The 16,928-nt window shown below is 67.2% G+C and carries 17 protein-coding genes; 8 read left to right on the top strand and 9 right to left on the bottom strand.

What is annotated here, in order from left to right; all coding sequences use genetic code 11:
* The first annotated feature begins 11 nt into the window (after positions 1–11).
* Positions 12–515 carry a peptidoglycan-associated lipoprotein Pal gene (gene pal, locus BPET_RS03295; RefSeq protein ID WP_012247675.1) on the top strand — a complete coding sequence of 168 codons (504 nt, stop codon included), beginning with the start codon at positions 12–14 and terminating at the stop codon, positions 513–515.
* 85 nt (positions 516–600) lie between these two features.
* Positions 601–1,278, top strand: a complete 678-nt coding sequence (ybgF, locus tag BPET_RS03290) for a tol-pal system protein YbgF (protein WP_012247674.1) — start codon at positions 601–603, stop codon at positions 1,276–1,278.
* A gap of 10 nt (positions 1,279–1,288) precedes the next feature.
* On the opposite strand, the gene BPET_RS03285 is transcribed toward ybgF, so the two are convergent.
* Positions 1,289–2,191: an EamA family transporter gene (locus BPET_RS03285; protein WP_012247673.1), complete on the bottom strand. Its 903-nt coding sequence runs from the start codon at positions 2,189–2,191 to the stop codon at positions 1,289–1,291.
* Positions 2,192–2,215: 24 nt separating this feature from the next.
* A complete protein-coding gene (locus tag BPET_RS03280) occupies positions 2,216–2,713 on the bottom strand; it encodes a YbaK/EbsC family protein (RefSeq protein WP_012247672.1) in 498 nt (165 codons plus the stop codon).
* A 129-nt stretch (positions 2,714–2,842) separates the two neighbouring features.
* Here BPET_RS03280 and BPET_RS03275 point away from each other — a divergent pair, with 129 nt between their 5' ends.
* Both BPET_RS03275 and BPET_RS25700 read left to right on the top strand, forming a co-directional pair.
* Positions 2,843–3,646 (top strand): alpha/beta fold hydrolase, encoded by an 804-nt coding sequence (locus BPET_RS03275; RefSeq protein ID WP_012247671.1) that lies wholly within the window; start codon positions 2,843–2,845, stop codon positions 3,644–3,646.
* A gap of 136 nt (positions 3,647–3,782) precedes the next feature.
* Positions 3,783–5,125 (top strand): IS3-like element ISBope1 family transposase gene (locus BPET_RS25700; protein ID WP_085970199.1). Its coding sequence is split into 2 segments (ribosomal slippage): positions 3,783–4,224 and positions 4,224–5,125, totalling 1,344 coding nucleotides; the frame shifts between segments, so codons are not numbered across the junction.
* Between the two features lie 78 nt (positions 5,126–5,203).
* On the opposite strand, the gene fusA is transcribed toward BPET_RS25700, so the two are convergent.
* The 4 genes from fusA to BPET_RS03245 all read right to left on the bottom strand — a co-directional run bounded on the left by fusA (position 5,204) and on the right by BPET_RS03245 (position 9,885).
* A complete protein-coding gene (fusA, locus tag BPET_RS03260) occupies positions 5,204–7,318 on the bottom strand; it encodes an elongation factor G (RefSeq protein ID WP_012247670.1) in 2,115 nt (704 codons plus the stop codon).
* A 173-nt stretch (positions 7,319–7,491) separates the two neighbouring features.
* The gene (locus BPET_RS03255; protein WP_012247669.1) at positions 7,492–7,962 is read right to left on the bottom strand and encodes a universal stress protein; all 471 of its coding nucleotides are present in this window, start codon (positions 7,960–7,962) and stop codon (positions 7,492–7,494) included.
* Positions 7,963–8,055: 93 nt separating this feature from the next.
* Positions 8,056–8,403, bottom strand: coding sequence for a TIGR01244 family sulfur transferase (locus BPET_RS03250; protein ID WP_012247668.1), 348 nt, complete (start codon positions 8,401–8,403; stop codon positions 8,056–8,058).
* 69 nt (positions 8,404–8,472) lie between these two features.
* The gene (locus BPET_RS03245; RefSeq protein ID WP_085970240.1) at positions 8,473–9,885 is read right to left on the bottom strand and encodes an aminotransferase-like domain-containing protein; all 1,413 of its coding nucleotides are present in this window, start codon (positions 9,883–9,885) and stop codon (positions 8,473–8,475) included.
* Positions 9,886–10,051: 166 nt separating this feature from the next.
* On the opposite strand from BPET_RS03245, the gene BPET_RS03240 reads away from it, so the two are divergent.
* The 3 genes from BPET_RS03240 to BPET_RS03230 all read left to right on the top strand — a co-directional run bounded on the left by BPET_RS03240 (position 10,052) and on the right by BPET_RS03230 (position 12,950).
* Complete coding sequence (locus tag BPET_RS03240; RefSeq protein WP_012247667.1) at positions 10,052–10,963, top strand: DMT family transporter; 912 nt, start codon at positions 10,052–10,054, stop codon at positions 10,961–10,963.
* On the top strand, positions 10,960–11,592 hold the full coding sequence (locus BPET_RS03235; protein ID WP_012247665.1) for a LysE family translocator: 633 nt from the start codon (positions 10,960–10,962) through the stop codon (positions 11,590–11,592). The genes BPET_RS03240 and BPET_RS03235 overlap by 4 nt, the downstream gene beginning before the upstream one ends.
* A 446-nt stretch (positions 11,593–12,038) precedes the next feature.
* Positions 12,039–12,950, top strand: a complete 912-nt coding sequence (locus BPET_RS03230) for an alpha/beta hydrolase (protein WP_012247664.1) — start codon at positions 12,039–12,041, stop codon at positions 12,948–12,950.
* Here BPET_RS03230 and BPET_RS03225 read toward each other — a convergent pair.
* Positions 12,945–13,733, bottom strand: a complete 789-nt coding sequence (locus tag BPET_RS03225; protein WP_231852650.1) for a ChbG/HpnK family deacetylase — start codon at positions 13,731–13,733, stop codon at positions 12,945–12,947. The genes BPET_RS03230 and BPET_RS03225 overlap by 6 nt on opposite strands.
* Before the next feature lie 60 nt (positions 13,734–13,793).
* Between BPET_RS03225 and BPET_RS25695 the strand changes: the two genes are divergently transcribed.
* The gene (locus tag BPET_RS25695) at positions 13,794–14,189 is read left to right on the top strand and encodes a GtrA family protein (RefSeq protein WP_081482960.1); all 396 of its coding nucleotides are present in this window, start codon (positions 13,794–13,796) and stop codon (positions 14,187–14,189) included.
* On the opposite strand, the gene BPET_RS03220 is transcribed toward BPET_RS25695, so the two are convergent.
* Positions 14,113–15,732 (bottom strand): ArnT family glycosyltransferase, encoded by a 1,620-nt coding sequence (locus BPET_RS03220; RefSeq protein ID WP_012247662.1) that lies wholly within the window; start codon positions 15,730–15,732, stop codon positions 14,113–14,115. The two genes, BPET_RS25695 and BPET_RS03220, sit on opposite strands and share 77 nt — an antisense overlap.
* Positions 15,729–16,787, bottom strand: coding sequence for a glycosyltransferase family 2 protein (locus tag BPET_RS03215; RefSeq protein ID WP_012247661.1), 1,059 nt, complete (start codon positions 16,785–16,787; stop codon positions 15,729–15,731). Before BPET_RS03215 ends, BPET_RS03220 begins: the two co-directional genes overlap by 4 nt.
* Between the last annotated feature and the right edge of the window lie 141 nt (positions 16,788–16,928).

The raw sequence follows: 16,928 nt of genomic DNA, 5'->3' as shown, positions 1-16,928 counted from the left end.
AAGGAACAATCATGAAAATACGCATAGCCAAAAGCCTTACCATCGCCGCCCTGGCAGCCGCCCTGGCCGCTTGCAGCTCCGTACCGCTCGACGACCAGGCCGGCCAGACGGGTTCCGGCACCGCCGGCCAAGGCACCGGCACCGGCCAGATCATGGACCCCTTCAACCCGCAGAGCGTGCTGGCCCAACAGCGCTCGGTGTACTTCGACTTCGACAGCTACACCGTGCCCGACCAGTACCGCGGCCTGGTTGAAACCCATGCCCGCTACCTGGCGTCGCATCAACAACAGCGCGTGCAGATCCAGGGCAACACTGACGAACGCGGCGGCGCCGAATACAATCTGGCCCTGGGCCAGCGCCGTGCCGACGCCGTGCGCCGCATGATGACCCTGCTGGGTGTCAGCGATGCGCAAATCGAAACCATCAGCTTCGGCAAGGAAAAGCCCCGCGCCACCGGCACCACCGAAGCCGATTTTGCGGAAAACCGCCGCGCCGATATCGAGTATCAGCGCTAAGCATTTCCCGTAACAGCTCTGCCGCGCGTCGGGACGGTCCAAGCGGCCGTTCCGACGTTTTTGTTTTCAGATCCTGGAATTTCTTATGCGCGCTCAAGTCCTGCCCCTGCGTACCCTGGCCGTGACGGTCTTCCTGGCTGTGGCCGCCCCCGCCCATGCCTTTTCCGACGACGAGGCCCGCCGGGCCATCCTGGATCTGCGCCAGCAAGTACAGCAGCAGAACGAGCAAAACCAGCGCGCGCGCCTGCAACTGGCCGACCAGATGCAGGCCATGCAGCAGGAAATCATGCAGTTGCGCGAGCAACTGGAACTGGTGTCGCGCCAGCAGCCCAACACCCAGCCGGGCCAGGGCGGCGCCAACAACCCACCGGGGGCCACCGCCGCCGACCCGCGCGAGCAGGCCGCGTACGATGGCGCGATCGACCAGTTCCGCAAGGGCCAGTACAAAGAAGCCGCCGAATCGCTGGCCGCCTTCGTGGCCTTGTATCCCAACAGCCAGCTGGCCCCCACCGCCAAGTTCTACCTGGGCAGCAGCCGCTACGCCGCCAAAGACTACAAGGGCGCGATCGAACAGTTGAACCAGCTGGTGCAGGAATCGCCCGACAACGCCCGCGCGCCCGACGCCCTGCTGGTGATTGCCGGGAGCCAGATCGAGCTGAACAACCGCGCCGGCGCCAAGGCGTCGCTGCAGCGCATTGTGAAAGACTATCCCAGCACCCCCGCCGCCGAAACGGCCAAGAGCCGGCTGCAACTGCTGCAGTAAAAGGTTGGCCCTAGCCGCTGGACGCCAGCAGCAGGCCGACCCCCAGCACGATCAGGGCAACGCCGGACAGTTCGCGCCGGCTGCCCGCATGCGAGAAAAGGCGGCGCGACAGCAACTGCGCCACCAGCACTTCCACCAGCCCCAGCGTGCGGACGTTGGCGGCCGCCGTCAATGCAAAGCCCAGGAACCAGCATTGCGAGGCCGTCGCGCCCAGCAAGCCACCCCAGATCGAAGCCCGCCATGCCCGCAGGCAGGCCGACAGCAGCGCACGGTTGAACAGCGCCATCCACAGCACCAGCAGCAGGGTCTGCACGCCCAGCGACCAGGCCAGGGTCCAGGTTGCCGTGAGCACAAAGCCGCCGCTGTCCAGTGCCAGGATGGCGCCGCGAAAGCCGATGGCGGACAGGGCGAAGAACGCGCCCGATACCAGACCCAGCAAGGCCGGGCGCAGGCTGCCGCGGCCGGTGGCCGATGCCGGGTCGACCGACATCAGCACCACGCCCAGGGTGGCCAGCAACACGGCCGCCACCCCCATGACCGACAGCGGGTCGCCCAGCACGGCGAAGCCGAACAGGGCCACCTGGATAGGCTCGGTCTTGGTCCAGGCGGTGACCACCACGAACGAGCGTTCACGCATGGCGGCGAGCATCATCGCGGTGCCGACAATCTGGGCCACCGCCCCGCCCAATACGAAGCCCATGAAGTCTGTGCCCCCGACGGGCGCGGGCTCGCCGCCGACGATCAGCACCAGGGCCAGGAACAGCAGCGCGAAGGGAAAGCCGAACAAAAAGCGCACCTGCGTGGCACCAAGGGTGCCCAGCGTGGCGGTGAGACTGCGTTGCACGGCATTGCGGCCCGCCTGCGCGGTAGCCGCGGCCAGCGTGGCGGGAATCCAGACCCAGGTCCAATCCATGTGAATGCTCGCTTGGTTCGGGGGTCAGGCGCGCAGCGCGACGTCCGCGACCGGTGCGCCGGTCATGGCCACCAGTTGCTGCGGGCTGAGTTGGAACACGGCGTGCGGGTGGCCGGCGGCGGCCCACAGCGTGTCGTACTGGAACAGGTCCTGGTCGATCAGCATGGCGGGCTTGACCGCGTGGCCTATGGGGCAGACGCCGCCAATGGCATAACCGGTCATGTCGCGCACATAGCGGGCGTCGGCCTTGGCCAATTCACCCACCAGCCCGGCCACCTTGGCTTCGTCGACGCGGTTGACGCCGCTGGCGATGACCAGCACGGGCACGTCGTCGGCCCGCCGCCGGAAAATGATCGATTTGGCGATCTGGGCGACCTGGCAGCCCAGGCCTTGAGCGGCTTCGGCGGACGTTTTGCCGGTTTGCGGCAGGATGACGATGGAGTGCTCGTGGCCCAGTTCCTGCAACAGGCGGGCGACCCGCTGCGCCGACTCGGGCAGCGGGGTGGCGGATTCAGCAGACATCTCGACGGTTCCGTGCAATCGGATAGGCGCGAGCGGCGCCAGGGGGGCAAGGCCACCGAGTGTAGCAGCAGCGTAGCGCCTGGCCAGGGGCGCTAGAATCACGCGCTGGACTTTCCGGCACGGCCCGACATGCGCTCAGAACCTCAATTGCCCCTGCAAACCGCCAGCATCAACGGCTATGCCATGACGTATACCGAGCATGGCGACGGCACGCCGCTGGTGCTCGTGCATGGCTCGCTGTGCGACTGCCGCTACTGGAAGTCGCAGATGGGGCCGCTGGGCAGATCGTTCCGCGTGCTGGCTCCCAGCCTGCGCCATTACTGGCCGCAGCAATGGGACGGCGTCGATTTTTCGATGGACCAGCATGTGGATGACCTGCTCGCTTTCATCGACACCGTGGGTGAAGGCGCGGCCCATGTGGTGGGCCATTCGCGCGGGGCCCGGGTGGCGCTGGAAGCGGCCCTGCGCGCGCCGGCCCGCGTGCGGTCGCTGACGCTGGCCGACCCGGGCTTGCCCATGCCCGGGCGCGAAGGCGATACGCGCGGCGGCTTTCGCCAGCGCGCGCTGGCCCTGATCGAAGCCGGCGAAGTCGATGCCGGCCTGGCGCTGTTCGTCGATACCGTGTCGGGCGCCGACACCTGGCGCCGCATGGTGCCCTGGTTCAAGGACATGGTGCGCGACAACGCCTCGACGCTGGGCGGCCAGGCCACCGAGCACCTGCCGCCGGTGCCGCGCGAGCAAGTGGAGCGGCTGGCGCTGCCCACCCTGCTGATCGGCGGCGCCCTGAGCCCCGCCCCCTACCCGGCTGTGCTGGACATGCTGGCCGAATGGCTGCCGGCGGCGCGCAAAGAGGTGATCGCGGGTTCGTCGCACGGCATGAACCTGGGCAACCCGCGAGCCTTCAATGCGGCCATCGAGGGCTTCCTGGCCTGAGACGCGGCGGGCAGGCGTCAGGCTCCGCAAGGCGCCTGACACCAAAGTGTGCAACGAAGGCCTCTGCAATACGGTGTCAGGCACCTTGCGTGAAGTGACCCCCAAAAGTTGGATACCAACTTATGGGGGTATTTTTATGGTGAAGTACAGCGAACAGACCAAGTTTGCAGCGGTCGAGGAGTATTGCCGGGGCGATTTGGGACTGGAAGCCGTGGCGCAACGCCACGGCGTGAACCCGCATGCGCTGCGACGCTGGGCGGCGGCCTACCGGGAGCATGGCGCCTCGGGCGTGCGCGCCAAGCGCGGCCGCTACAGCGCCTCGTTCAAGCAGACGGTGCTGCAACAGATGAAACAGCAGGGCCTGTCGTATCGGCAGGCGGCAGCGCGGTTCGACATCCGCAACTTCAACATCATCGCCCGCTGGGCACGCCAGTATGATGTACAGGGTCTAGCCGCTTTATCTACAGGACAGCCCCCCGCAATGACCTCGCCCGTGAAACCGGCATCGCCCGATGCCACGCGTACACGCGAAGATCTGCTCAAGGAACTGCAGTTTCTGCGCATGGAGAACGCGTACCTAAAAAAGCTCGATGCCTTGGTTCAAGCCAAACAGAAATCGGCGCAGCAGAAAAAGCGCAAATAGTGCTTGAACTAAGGCAGCAATTCCCTCTTGCGGGCTTGTTGTCGGTGGTGGGGCTGTCACGCAGCACCTTCTACTACCAATGGCGGGCCGGGCAAGCCGAAGACAAGTTCGCGTCATTGAAGTCCCGGATCTGCGCAATTTTTGCCCAGCATCACGGCCGCTACGGCTATCGACGCATCACCGAGGCGATCCGCCAGCAAGGCTGGCCGGTCAACCACAAGACGGTGCAGCGCCTGATGGGCCTGTTGGGGTTGAAGTCTTGCGTACGGGTCAAGAAGTATCGCTCCTACCGAGGCACGCTGAGCCAGCTCGCCCCGAACGTGCTGCGACGCCAGTTCAGGGCTGCTCGCCCGAATCAGAAGTGGGCCACCGATGTGACCGAGTTCAGGGTCGGCACCCAGAAGCTGTACCTCTCGCCGGTGATGGACCTGTGCAATGGCGAGATCATCGCCTACGAAATGGCCTGCCGCCCCAGCTTCGCCATGGTCGCAGCCATGCTCAGGCAAGCCTGCGCCCGGCTCAGCCCGTACGAGCGGCCCATCCTGCACTCGGACCAGGGGTGGCAATACCAGATGCCCGCCTACCGCGAGCTCCTGGCGCAGCACGCGGTCACCCAGAGCATGTCACGACAGGGAAATTGCCTGGACAATGCCGCCATCGAGAGCTTCTTCGGCACCCTGAAGGCCGAGTTCTTCCACCTGAACACCTTCCAGACCATCGAACAGCTCAAGGACGGGATCGACCGATATATCCACTACTACAATCATCACCGCATTAAGCTCAAACTTAACGGGTTGAGTCCGGTGCAATACCGGACTCAGCTCCTGGCCACATAACGGCCAAAACTGTCCAACTTTGTGGGGTCACTTCACTTGCGGAGCCTGACACCTGGCCATGCCTGCGGCGATGCCCGGCTAGCGGCCCCCGCCGCCATGGGCGGCGATAACCTGCTCGGCCACCTGGTTGGGCGCCTCGGCGTAGTGCTTGAATTCCATGGTGTAGGTGGCGCGCCCCTGGGTCAGCGAACGCAGCGAGGTGGAATAGCCGAACATCTCGGCCAGCGGCACCTCGGCGCGCACCAGCTTGCCGCCCCCGCCCGCGATGTCTTCCATGCCCTGCACCATGCCGCGCCGCGATGACAAGTCGCCCATGACGTGGCCGGTAAAGTCTTCGGGCGTCTCGACCTCGACGTGCATCATGGGCTCGAGCAGCACCGGCCGCGCGCGCCGCATGCCTTCTTTGAAAGCCATGGAGGCCGCCGTGCGGAAGGCGTTTTCGTTGGAATCGACATCGTGGTACGAGCCGAACACCAGCGTGACCTTCACGTCGACCACCGGATAGCCGGCCAGCACGCCGGCATTGAGGCTTTCGCGCACACCGCGCTCGACGGCGGGAATGAACTCGCGCGGCACCACGCCGCCCTTGATAGCATCGACGAACTCAAAACCGCCCCCGGCCGGCTGGGGCTCGAGCTTGAGCACCACGTGGCCGTACTGGCCGCGCCCGCCCGACTGCTTGACGAACTTGCCCTCGACCTCGTCACAGGTCTTGCGAATGGTTTCGCGATAGGCCACCTGCGGCTTGCCGACCGTGGCCTCGACGTTGAATTCGCGCTTCATGCGGTCGACGAGGATTTCCAGGTGCAGCTCGCCCATGCCCGAGATGATAGTCTGGCCGGACTCCTCGTCGGTGCGCACGCGGAAGGAGGGATCTTCCTGCGCCAGCCGGTTCAGCGCCAGGCTCATTTTTTCCTGGTCGGCCTTGGTCTTGGGCTCGACCGCCTGGGAAATGACCGGCTCGGGGAACGACATGCGCTCAAGGATGACGACGTGGTTCGGATCGCACAGCGTGTCGCCGGTGGTGACGTCTTTGATGCCCACGGCGGCGGCGATGTCGCCGGCGTAGACTTCGCTGATCTCGCGCCGCTCGTTGGCGTGCATTTGCAGCAGCCGGCCCAGGCGCTCTTTCTTGCCCTTGAGCGGGTTGAACACGGAATCGCCCGACTTGACCACGCCCGAATACGCGCGGAAGAACACCAGCTGGCCGACGAACGGATCGGTCATGATCTTGAAGGCCAGCGCCGAAAACGGCTCGTCGTCGGCAGGATGGCGCTCGATTTCGCGGTCTTGTTCGTCGTGGCCCTTGATGGCGGGCACATCGGCGGGCGACGGCAGGTAGTCGATGACGGCGTCCAGCATGGCCTGCACGCCCTTGTTCTTGAAGGCGCTGCCGCACAACATGGGCACGATTTCGTTGGCAATGGTGCGCAGGCGCAGGCCGCGCTTGATGTCGTCTTCGGACAGTGTTTCGCCCGACAGGTATTTTTCGAGCAGGGTTTCGTCGGCCTCGGCGGCCTTTTCGACCATGCGGTCGTGCCACAGCCGGGCCTCGTCGGCCAGTTCGGCGGGAATGTCCTGGTATTCGAAGCGCACGCCCTGGCTGGCGTCGTCCCAGATGATGGCCTTCATTTTGACCAGATCCACCACGCCCAGGAAGTGGTCTTCGGCTCCGACCGGAATCTGGATGGGCACGGCGTCGCCCTTCAGGCGCTCGGCGATCTGCCGCTGCACACGGAAAAAGTCGGCGCCGACGCGGTCCATTTTGTTGACGAAAGCCAGCCGCGGCACGCCGTATTTATTGGCCTGCCGCCAGACAGTTTCGGACTGCGGCTGCACGCCGCCCACGGCGTCGTACACCATGCAGGCGCCGTCGAGCACGCGCATCGAACGCTCGACCTCGATGGTGAAGTCGACGTGCCCCGGGGTATCGATGATGTTGATGCGGTGCTCGGGATAATTGCCCGCCATGCCGCGCCAAAAGGCCGTGGTGGCCGCCGACGTGATGGTGATGCCGCGCTCTTGTTCTTGTTCCATCCAGTCCATGGTGGCCGCGCCGTCATGGACTTCACCCAGTTTATGGGTGATGCCGGTATAGAAAAGAATGCGCTCGGTGGTGGTGGTTTTGCCCGCGTCGATATGGGCACTGATGCCGATATTGCGGTATTGGTCGATGCGCGTCTTGCGAGTCATGGCTGCCCCTGGATCAGGTGAGTCCTTGAGTGCGGCCGGTAGGCCGCAGCTTCGCAAATATTACGCGCGCCCGGTCACGGAACGCCAGATAGCCCTGTCCGTGCCACAGGTATGGCGCCCGCCGCCGGCCGCAGGCAGCCGACGGGCGGGCGCGACCGCCTCGGGCGAGGCGGTTATTTCTTTTCTTTGTCTTCTTTGACGCGGTAGACCAGCACCGCGATGGTGGCCAGCGACAGCACCTTGGCGGTGACGCTGCCCAGCAACAGGCGCGACAGGCCACTGCGGCCGTGGCTGCCGATGAAGATGAGGTCGCAGCCGTTTTCGCTGGCGGCCTGCACGATGCCGTCGGCAACGTTGAAGTTGGACACGGCGCGCGACTGCGCCTTGACGCCGGCGGTATCGGCGCGGTCGAGGATTTGCTTCAGGTATTTTTCAGCCTGCTCGGCCGAGGCTTTTTCGTAGTCTTCGTCGGTGATGGCGTAGGCGGCAGCCATGCCATCGAAGCCGATGGTGGCGGCGAAAGGCTGGGTGACATGCAGGGCGACGACTTCGGCGCCCACCGACCGGGCAAAGCAAATACCCGCGTTGGCGGCCTGTGCCGAAAGCGGCGAACCGTCGGTGGGAATCAGGATTTTCTTGAACATGTTGCCTGCTCCTGTCTGCTTGGTAAGAAAGCCCATGCTACCGGAAAACCCATGCGAGCCGCATTGCGGTCTTCCCGCAGCCATTGAGAGCCATCAAGGCATCTGCTGCGATGCCACGAACAGATTAGTGCACCGCGTGCCGGTGCGGCAATACGCCAGCACGGGGCCCGGCAAGGTGCGCAGCAGCTCGGCGAAGCGGGCCACGTCGGCCGGGGTCATGGCGCTGCCGATGACGGGCTGGTATTCGACCTGCAGGCCTGCTTCACGGGCCGCGCGAGACACATCGGCCGCGGTGGGCTGGTCAGGGCCGCCTTCGAAATCGGGCCGGTTGATGATCACGCTTTTGTAGCCGGCAGCGGCCACACCTGCCATGTCGTCGGGCGCCAGTTGCGGCGCTACCGCGAAGTGTTCGGTGAGAGGCTTGATGGGAACGTCGGCCATGGGGATTCCTTGGGTGATATAGCCTGAAAGAGAAGAACAGTATATGTCGTTCGCCCCCGGGCAGGCATGTCAGTTGCCGGGCGCGGCCAGCACCCTCGCCACGGCCTGCCAGATGCCGGGCGTGTCGACCATGGACACCGAGAAGCGCATCATGGTGGAAGGCGCCTGGCTGGGCGAAAACAGGCTGCCGGGCGCCAGCAGCAGACCATGGTCGACCGCGGTGCGCGCCAGGCTTTCGGAATCGCGTCCGCAATCGGCCCATACAAACATGCCGGCGTGCGGCTCGTGCGGCACCGCCAGTCCCAACCCGACCAGCGCCGACAGGCACTGCTGGCGGGCAACATTGACGCGCGCGCGCACCCGCTCGATATGACGGCGGTACTGGCCCTCGACCAGCACCCGGTGCACCACCCGCTCGCCCAGCTCGGGGGTAGTGAGCCCGGCCAGCATTTTGAGGTCGGCCAGTTTCTGCAGCAGCTCGGCATTGGCGGCCAGGTAGCCGACGCGCAGGCTGGCGGCCAGCATCTTGGAAAACCCGCCCGCCAGGATGACGCGATTGAGGCGGTCGAGCGATGCCAGCTTCATGGCCCCGCCGGGATGCAGTTCGCCATAAGTGTCGTCTTCGACGACCAGGAAATCGTGCCGTTCGGCCAGGCGCAGGATGTCGTATGCGGCGCCGGCCGACAAAGTGTGCCCGGTGGGGTTGTGCACGGCGCCGTTGATGATGAACAGGCGCGGCTTGTGCAGCGCGGCCAGCCGGTCGAGCTGTTCGAGATCGGGGCCATCGGGCCCGCGCGGCACGCCGATGAGCCGGGCGCCGAAGGCGGCCAGGCGGCCGAAGATCACGAACCAGGCGGGGTCTTCGACCAGCACGGCGTCGCCGGGGCGGACCAGGTGGCGGGCCACCAGGTCCAGCCCGTGGGTGACGCCGTTGGTGGTGAGCAGGTTGTGGTCGGGATGGGCCGGCACCCCATCGGCCTGCAGGCGCGAAGCCAGCTGCTGGCGCAGGGGCGCGTAGCCCAGCGGCGAACCGTAAGCCACCAGATGGCCCCGCACGGCGCGCCCTACGGCCCGCACGGCGGCAGACACCATGCCGGGATCGAGCCAGTCGGCCGGCAACAGGCCGGCGCCGCCCGGCATGGCCGACGCTTCGGGCTCGCGGAACATGTTGCGCAGCAGCCAGGCCACGTCGATGCGCGCCGGCGGCGCGGCGATGTCGCCGGCCGACGCGGCGCGGGCGGCGGCGGCCAGCGGGCCGCGGCGCGCCCGCACAAAAAAACCCGCACCGCGCCGCGACTGCACCAGCCCGCGCGCCACCAGGCGGTCGTAGGCCTCGACGACGGTGAAGCGGCTGACGCCGGCCTGTTCGGCCATTTTTCGGATAGAAGGCAGCCGCGTGCCCGGGCGCAGGCCCTGGTCGTCGATGCGGCGCGCCACGTCGTCGGCCAGTTGGGCCACCAGGGTGGCGTCGGCCTGCCGCACGGGCCGCCAGCCGGCCGCGGATTCGGAAGCAAGGGTAACTGTCATGGCGGTTCTACCAGGCCAGTAATCAAGGTGATATGGAAAAGTGTACCGGTACTGTACTGACCTATTTGCGTAGAGTGGCAGGAATCCCGCTTGCCCGCAAGCCCCGCCCTGCACTGGAATCATGTCGCGCCCCACTGCTTACGCTTCCCCCGCCCCCGCCGCCGCCCCCCTCTGGGAGGGCTATGGCTATGGCCTGCTGGGCGTGCTGGTGTTTTCGCTGACCCTGCCCATGACGCGCGTGGCGGTGGCCGAGCTGTCGCCGGTGCTGATCGGGCTGGGCCGCGCCCTGCTGGCGGCCGTGCCGGCTGCGCTGCTGCTGTGGCTGACGCGCAGCCGCCTGCCGAGCCGCCACGAATGGCCCGGTGTGCTGCTGGCGGCCACAGGCATCGTGGTGGGGTGGCCGATGGCCTCCACGCTGGCAATGGCCACCGTGCCGGCCGCGCACGGCGCCGTGTTCAATGGCCTGTTGCCGCTGTCCACGGCCGCGTTCGCCGCCTGGCGCAGCGGCGAACGCCCGTCGCTCGCCTTCTGGGCCTGGGCCGTGGCCGGCGCCGTGCTGGTCATGGGATACGCCCTGCGCCAGGGCCACGGCGCTCTGCAGACGGGCGACCTGTGGCTGCTGCTTGCGGTGCTGCTGGGCGGCATGGGCTACGCCGAGGGCGCGCGCGCCTCGCGCACATTGGGTGGCGCGCGCACGATCTGCTGGGCCCTGGCGGTCAGCGCGCCGGTCATCGCCGGCCCCGTGCTTTGGCTGGCCGCGCATACGCCGCCGCCCAGCGCCACCGTGGCGGCTGCCTTCGCCTACCTGGCGTTCGGCTCGATGTTCCTGGGGTTTTTTGCATGGTATCGTGGCCTGGCAGTAGGCGGCATCGCGCGCGTGGGCCAGGTGCAATTGCTGCAGCCGTTCCTTACCGTCGTGGCGGCCGCGCTGCTGTTCCACGAAACGGTCGAGCCGCTGACGTTCGTGTTTGCGCTGGCCGTCGTCGCCATCATCGCCGGCGGACGCCGCGCCATTGTCCGGAAAGCACCATGACGGCCTTACCTTTCAACGAATCCACTCTGTTGTTGCTGGGCCCGCTGGCGCTCTTCGCGCTGGTCAGCTCGATCACGCCCGGGCCGAACAACATCATGCTGGCCTCATCCGGCCTGACCTTCGGCTTCCGGCGCACCATCCCGCACATGCTGGGCGTGAACTTGGGTTTCACCTTGATGCTGGTGCTGGTGGGGCTGGGCCTGGGAACCATGTTCCAGCAATTGCCGTGGCTGTACACAGTGCTGAAGTACGCCGGGGCGATGTACCTGCTTTATCTGGCCTGGAAAATCGCCATGTCGGGCCCGCTGGAAAGCGGCGCCCAGCGCGGCCGCCCCTTCACATTCATGCAGGCCGCGCTGTTCCAGTGGGTGAACCCCAAGGCCTGGGTCATGGCGGTGGGCGTCATCGCCACCTATACGCCACAGGCCGGCTTCTATTGGAACCTTGCCCTGGCCGCCGCCGTCTGCTGCGTGGTCAACCTGCCCAGCATCGGCATCTGGGCCGCCTTCGGAACCGCCTTGCAACGGTGGCTGCACCGGCCGCTGGCAATACGGGCATTCAACGTCGGAATGGCGGCGCTGCTGGTGGCGTCGCTGTACCCGGTGGCGGTGGATGTGGTGCGGGGCTGATGACCCGGCGGTGGACACACAACGGTGTCTGACACCTGAGGAGTCAGACACCTGGCCGCCGCACTGCCAGGTTGCATAGACACCTACACAGGGCCGCCGCACTGCCAGGTTGCATAGACACCTACACAGGGCCGCCGCACTGCCACCTTGAGCCGGCTACCCATTCCACCGCAAACGACCAAGCCCACCGCAAAAATCCAGCGGCCATCCGAATTCACGCATCCGCAGTCCCGCGTCGGCCGCTCGGACGGGTTCGGCGCGTTGGGCGGCGGGGCAGCCTGCGCAGCAGGCCTCGGGCGCCTGGTTGCGCCGAGCCCGGCGCACGGGCGCCGAACCCGTCCGAGCGGCCCACGCGGGACGGAGCCGGAACTCAGACACGCACGCACAGAACACCCAGCCAAAGCAACCGCAGGGAACCCCTCCACGCCGATACGGTCATACCCGACATGCCGTTGCTCCCCCGTTTTCCGCTACGCCGCCTGCTGGGCGTTGGCCTGGTGGCCGCCGCCAGCGCGGTTGGCTGCACCCAGCTCGACGCCTGGCAACGGCAGGCCATCTTCTCCCCCGAGCCCGACCAGCAGCGCTGGTGGCGCGAGCCGCCGGCCGACACCGAGATCTTCGACCTGGCCCTGCCCAGCGGCGACAAGGTTCACGCCTGGTACTGGCAGCATCCCCGCCCGGGCGCACCCGCCGTGCTGTACCTGCACGGCGCGCGCTGGAACCTGAACGGCAGCGCCTTCCGCATGGAAGGCTGGACCCGCATGGGCTATTCGGTGCTGGCGATCGACTATCGCGGCTTCGGCGAATCCACCCCCCTGCTGCCATCCGAAGACACCGCGTTCGAAGATGCCGCGGCGGCCCTGCGCGAACTGGCGCGGCGCCAGCCCGACCCCGCGCGCCGTTTCGTCTATGGCCACAGCCTGGGCGGCGCCATCGCCATCGACCTGGCCGCGCGCGACGACATGCCACCCTTCGCCGGCCTGATCGTCGAATCCAGCTTCACCAGCATCGCCGCCATGCTGGGCACTCTGAAATGGGGCAAACTGCCGGGCGCCAGCCTGCTCGTCACGCAGCCGTTCGCCTCGGTCGAGAAGCTGGCCACACTGACCACGCCCATGCTGTTCCTGCACGGCACCGCCGACCGGGTGGTGCCGCACACCATGAGCGACGAACTGTTCGCCGCCGCGCTGAAAGTGCCGCCCCACTTGAAACGGCTGGTGAAAATCGACGGTGCGTCGCATTCGGGTTCGATCCGTAGCGGCCAGGCCTACGAAACCGCGGTGCGCGACTTCGTTCGCGACGCGCGCCAGGCCTACCGCCCGGTGGCGGCCGGCAACGTCGCCGCCCCGCCTCTATAGCATTTCAGACAGCTGCGCTGCCACCGGGCGCGCCACGCACACGCCATTCAACCGCATCCAGTCGCCCAGGTCGGCGCGCGCCAGCACTTCGAACTCGGCAGCGCGCTGGCCGGCGAGCGTGTCGCCGGCGCCCGACACGGCCGGATGGCACATCAGCAGATCGCCGTCGCGCGCATTCAGCAGCCAGCGCTGCAGCAGGTCGGCGTAACGGCGCGCGCCGCCCTGCAAGCTGTATACGCCCAGCAGCCGCCGGTTGGTGCGCCAGCCATCGCGGCGGGCCACGCGCGCCACCGTCTCGGCGCCCAGCGCGCCAATCAGGCGCGCCTTGGCCGATTCGCGCAACGGAATGCCTTCCTGCATGCCGGGCGCGGTATAGCGCAGCCACGGCGTCTGGCGCCCGTAGCGCTGCTCCAGCAAGCGCAGCAGGCGCGGCAATACGCCGGGCAGCTGATGCACGTGCTGGTGGCCATCGACATAATCGGGAGCGCGCCCCAGCACATCTTCGAACGCGTCGAACTGGCGGGTCAGCTGGTCGTCGATCCAGGCCTCGTCGAGCCGGCCGGTGTAGGCGCGCGCGATCAGGGCGCGCAACGGCGCCACGTCGGCCTGGCCGGGATGCCCCAAGGCTTCGGTCAGGTTCAAGTGCACGCCCAGATCCAGGTCGGCGTCTTGCAGGCCGGCGGCATGGGCGGTAAAGGTCGGCCCTTGCGTCAGGCAGCTGATGGCGCTGAGCCGGCCCAGCTTCGCCAGGCGCAGCATGCCCGCGTCGATGCCCGCATTCATGCCAAAATCGTCGCCGCATACTACGATGCGCTTCCACCATTGGCCCATTCCCGATTCGCCATGCGCGCCTTGCTCAAACAAATTGGCTGGTTCATCGCCGTGGGCTGCGCGGCCGCGGCCACACACTGGCTGGCCGCCGTGGCCTGCGTCGAATTGCTGGGCATGCCCCCGCTGGCCGCCAATGCGGCAGGCTGGCTGATTGCGTTCGTCGTATCGTTCACGGGTCATTATCGACTTACCTTCCGCCACCTGGCGTCACGCTGGACCATAGCCGGGCGGCGTTTCTTCTTGATTTCAGCGTGCGGATTCGCCTTGAATGAGGCGGCATACGCATGGCTGCTCCACGTCACGCGCGTACGCTACGACGTGCTGCTGGCGATCATCCTGCTGGGCCTGGCCGTGCTGACGTTCCTGGCAAGCCGGCTGTGGGCGTTTCGCCACAGACCCGCTGCCTGAACGCCGCGTCGACGTCCACCCGCCAGACCCGGTAGTGCGCGTCGGCAAGCGGCGCCTGCATGCCGTGCAAGATGCGAAAGCGCCGGCCATCGTCGACGCCGCCCCACACCCAGAACCGGCTACCGGGCGCCGCCGCGCACAGGCGGGCGGCCAGCCCGCCATGCGGCACCAGTACGCGGCGCGCCACCTGGGGCCCGAACTGGCCGGCGTCGTAAAGCTCTTTGCGCCAGTTGTCCCGTAGCGCGATCTCGGGATCGCTCCAGTCGTCCACCACCCAGCCCGGCCGGCGCGCGCCCGTATAAAAACCCAGGTCAAAGGGATACGAGTGCAGCGTCACCAGCGTGTCGGCCGGGCCCATCTCGGCCGCGATACGGCGGCCCAGCGCTTCGGCGCTGCGGCGCGGATTGGCGGCGAACACCCCCACCAGCACGACGCAGATGGCGGCCGACGCGGCGGCGCAGCCCCATGCCATGCGCCGCGTGCGCCGCGGGTCGCCGCGCTGCAGGGCCTGCTGCAAGACTTCGGCCAGCAACACCGCCAGGGGCGGCAACGCCGGCAGCACATAGCCGATCAGTTTCGAGCTGGGAATCGAAAAGAAAACCAGCACGACCCCCGCCCATATCGCCATCAGACTGCGCAGCCCGAAGGCATCGGCGTCCGTCCAGAAAACCTTGCGCAGGGCGCCGCCGCCCCACAGCGACCAGGGCAGTGCCAGGCCGACCACCACAGGCACGTAAAACCAGAATGGCTGCACGTTGTTAAAACCCGACTGGGCAAAGCGCTCGAAGTGCTGATATACGAAGAAGTAATGGAAGAAACCCGGAAAACGCTGCTGCATCAGCCAGAACCACGGCACGGCCACCAACGCGAACGCGGCCAGGGCGGGCGGCCACAGCAGCACGACAAAGCCGCGCCAGCGGCGCGTGTACAGCAGCCACAGGCACAGCGCGGCCCCCGGCAGCACCAGGCCGATCAGACCCTTGGCCAGCACCGCCAGCGCCGCCGCCACGGCCGCGGCCAGCGACGGCACCCGATAACGCTCGCCCGCCTCAGCGCGCAGCACCGCGTCGGCGCCAGCCAGCACGGCCAGCGTCACCAGGCCTGCCACCAGCATGTCGGTATTGGCGAACTGGGCCGCGCCGTAATAGAACGGCATGGTGGCCAGGATGACGACGGCGGCGGTGGCGCACGCGGCATCGCGATAGCGCCGCACGAATGCGTACAGCCCGGCAAGCGCGGCCCAGGCGGCCAGCCACGACGGCATGCGGGCCGCCCATTCGTTCAACCCGAACAGGCGGAAACACAGCTCGGCCATCCAGTAGTACAGCGGCGGTTTGTGGAAATACGGCATGCCGTCCAGCAGCGGCACGGCGTGCGAGCCGCTGCGCAGCATTTCCCAGGCCACGCCGGCGTAGCGGCCCTCGTCGGGCAGGGTAAGCGGCCGCATCCAGGCCAGCCAGCCCAGCCAGATGCCGGCGGCCAGCAGCAAAAGGCCGGCCGGCGGCACCCCGGCACGCAACTGCTTCAAGCGGTATGCGTTCATGCCTGGCCCCGCCTGGCGCCGGTTCGCTGGGCCCGGCCCCGCCGTTGGCGCACGACATACAAAGGCCGGCCCTTTACTTCGTCGAAAATGCGGGCGACATACTCGCCGACCACGCCCAGCGAAATCAGGTTCACGCCGGCAAAAAACAACAACGCGGTGATGATGGTGGTCCAGCCCGACACCTGGTTGCCGTTGAACCAATAGGCCAGCACCAGGTAGGAGCCGTAAGCGAACGACGCCAGCGAAAATGCGCAGCCCAGCAGGCTGACCAGGCGCAGCGGCCAGGTGGTGAATGCCGTCAGGCCGTCCAGCGCCAGGCGCACCAGCCGCCACGCGCCGTAGCGGCTGGCGCCGTGTGCGCGCGCGTCGGGCGTATAAGGCAAGGGCTCCGCCCGGAAACCCACCCAGGCATACAGCCCTTTCATGAAGCGCGTGCGCTCGGGCAACGCCACCAGGGCCTCTACCACGCGGCGGTCCATCAACCGGAAATCGCCGGCATGGGCCGGCACCTCTACCCCGTGGGCGCCGCTGAGCAGCCGATAAAACACACGCGCGCCAGTCCGCTTCAGCCACGATTCGTCGCCGCGGTGCGTGCGCACGGCATAGACCATGTCGGCGCCCTCGCGCCAGCGCTGCAGCATGGCGCCGATCAGGGCGGGCGGATGCTGCAGGTCCGCATCCAGGCAGATCACCGCGTCGCCGTCGGCGGCCTCGAATCCGGCTGACAAGGCGGCTTCCTTGCCGAAATTGCGCGACAGCTGCACATAGCGCATGCCGTCCAGCACAGTCCATTCGGCCATCAATTCGGGGGTGGCATCGGTGCTGCCGTCATCGACGACGATAATCTCCCATTGGGCGCACAGCCCCTGCAGCTGCGCCCGTAATGCGGGCAGCAGCAGGCGCAGGTTGTCGCACTCATTCAGGCAGGGAATGACACAGCTGACGTGGCAGTCGCCGAGGGCGTCGGCACGGGCAGGCAGCGCGCGCAGCGGCGCGGCAGCCTGGGAAGGCGGCACGGCGGCCGCGGGCGCTTCTGAACGGAACTCGATGGGCATATACCGGGTACTTGCAGAACCAGAGCGCCCAGTATGCGCAGCCCCACGTCGAATTTTCGTCGAACCGCCGGCACGGCGGGCACGGGGCCATGTGTCAGCCCATGCACGCGGCTGATGCACGCGGCGTTCACGCGGCCGATA

Source organism: Bordetella petrii, from assembly GCF_000067205.1.
Classification (GTDB): Bacteria; Pseudomonadota; Gammaproteobacteria; order Burkholderiales; family Burkholderiaceae_B; genus Bordetella_A; species Bordetella_A petrii.
Note: the sequence above shows the minus strand (reverse complement) of the source record. Positions and strands in the feature narration are given on the sequence as shown.

Excerpts from the sequence above, each read along its gene's own strand:
- pal (WP_012247675.1), top strand. The coding sequence starts at position 12 with ATGAAAATACGCATAGCCAAAAGCCTTACCATCGCCGCCCTGGCAGCC.
- ybgF (WP_012247674.1), top strand. The coding sequence starts at position 601 with ATGCGCGCTCAAGTCCTGCCCCTGCGTACCCTGGCCGTGACGGTCTTC.
- BPET_RS03285 (WP_012247673.1), bottom strand. The coding sequence starts at position 2,191 with ATGGATTGGACCTGGGTCTGGATTCCCGCCACGCTGGCCGCGGCTACC.
- BPET_RS03280 (WP_012247672.1), bottom strand. The coding sequence starts at position 2,713 with ATGTCTGCTGAATCCGCCACCCCGCTGCCCGAGTCGGCGCAGCGGGTC.
- BPET_RS03275 (WP_012247671.1), top strand. The coding sequence starts at position 2,843 with ATGCGCTCAGAACCTCAATTGCCCCTGCAAACCGCCAGCATCAACGGC.
- fusA (WP_012247670.1), bottom strand. The coding sequence starts at position 7,318 with ATGACTCGCAAGACGCGCATCGACCAATACCGCAATATCGGCATCAGT.
- BPET_RS03255 (WP_012247669.1), bottom strand. The coding sequence starts at position 7,962 with ATGTTCAAGAAAATCCTGATTCCCACCGACGGTTCGCCGCTTTCGGCA.
- BPET_RS03250 (WP_012247668.1), bottom strand. The coding sequence starts at position 8,403 with ATGGCCGACGTTCCCATCAAGCCTCTCACCGAACACTTCGCGGTAGCG.
- BPET_RS03240 (WP_012247667.1), top strand. The coding sequence starts at position 10,052 with ATGTCGCGCCCCACTGCTTACGCTTCCCCCGCCCCCGCCGCCGCCCCC.
- BPET_RS03235 (WP_012247665.1), top strand. The coding sequence starts at position 10,960 with ATGACGGCCTTACCTTTCAACGAATCCACTCTGTTGTTGCTGGGCCCG.
- BPET_RS03230 (WP_012247664.1), top strand. The coding sequence starts at position 12,039 with ATGCCGTTGCTCCCCCGTTTTCCGCTACGCCGCCTGCTGGGCGTTGGC.
- BPET_RS03225 (WP_231852650.1), bottom strand. The coding sequence starts at position 13,733 with ATGAATGCGGGCATCGACGCGGGCATGCTGCGCCTGGCGAAGCTGGGC.
- BPET_RS25695 (WP_081482960.1), top strand. The coding sequence starts at position 13,794 with ATGCGCGCCTTGCTCAAACAAATTGGCTGGTTCATCGCCGTGGGCTGC.
- BPET_RS03220 (WP_012247662.1), bottom strand. The coding sequence starts at position 15,732 with ATGAACGCATACCGCTTGAAGCAGTTGCGTGCCGGGGTGCCGCCGGCC.
- BPET_RS03215 (WP_012247661.1), bottom strand. The coding sequence starts at position 16,787 with ATGCCCATCGAGTTCCGTTCAGAAGCGCCCGCGGCCGCCGTGCCGCCT.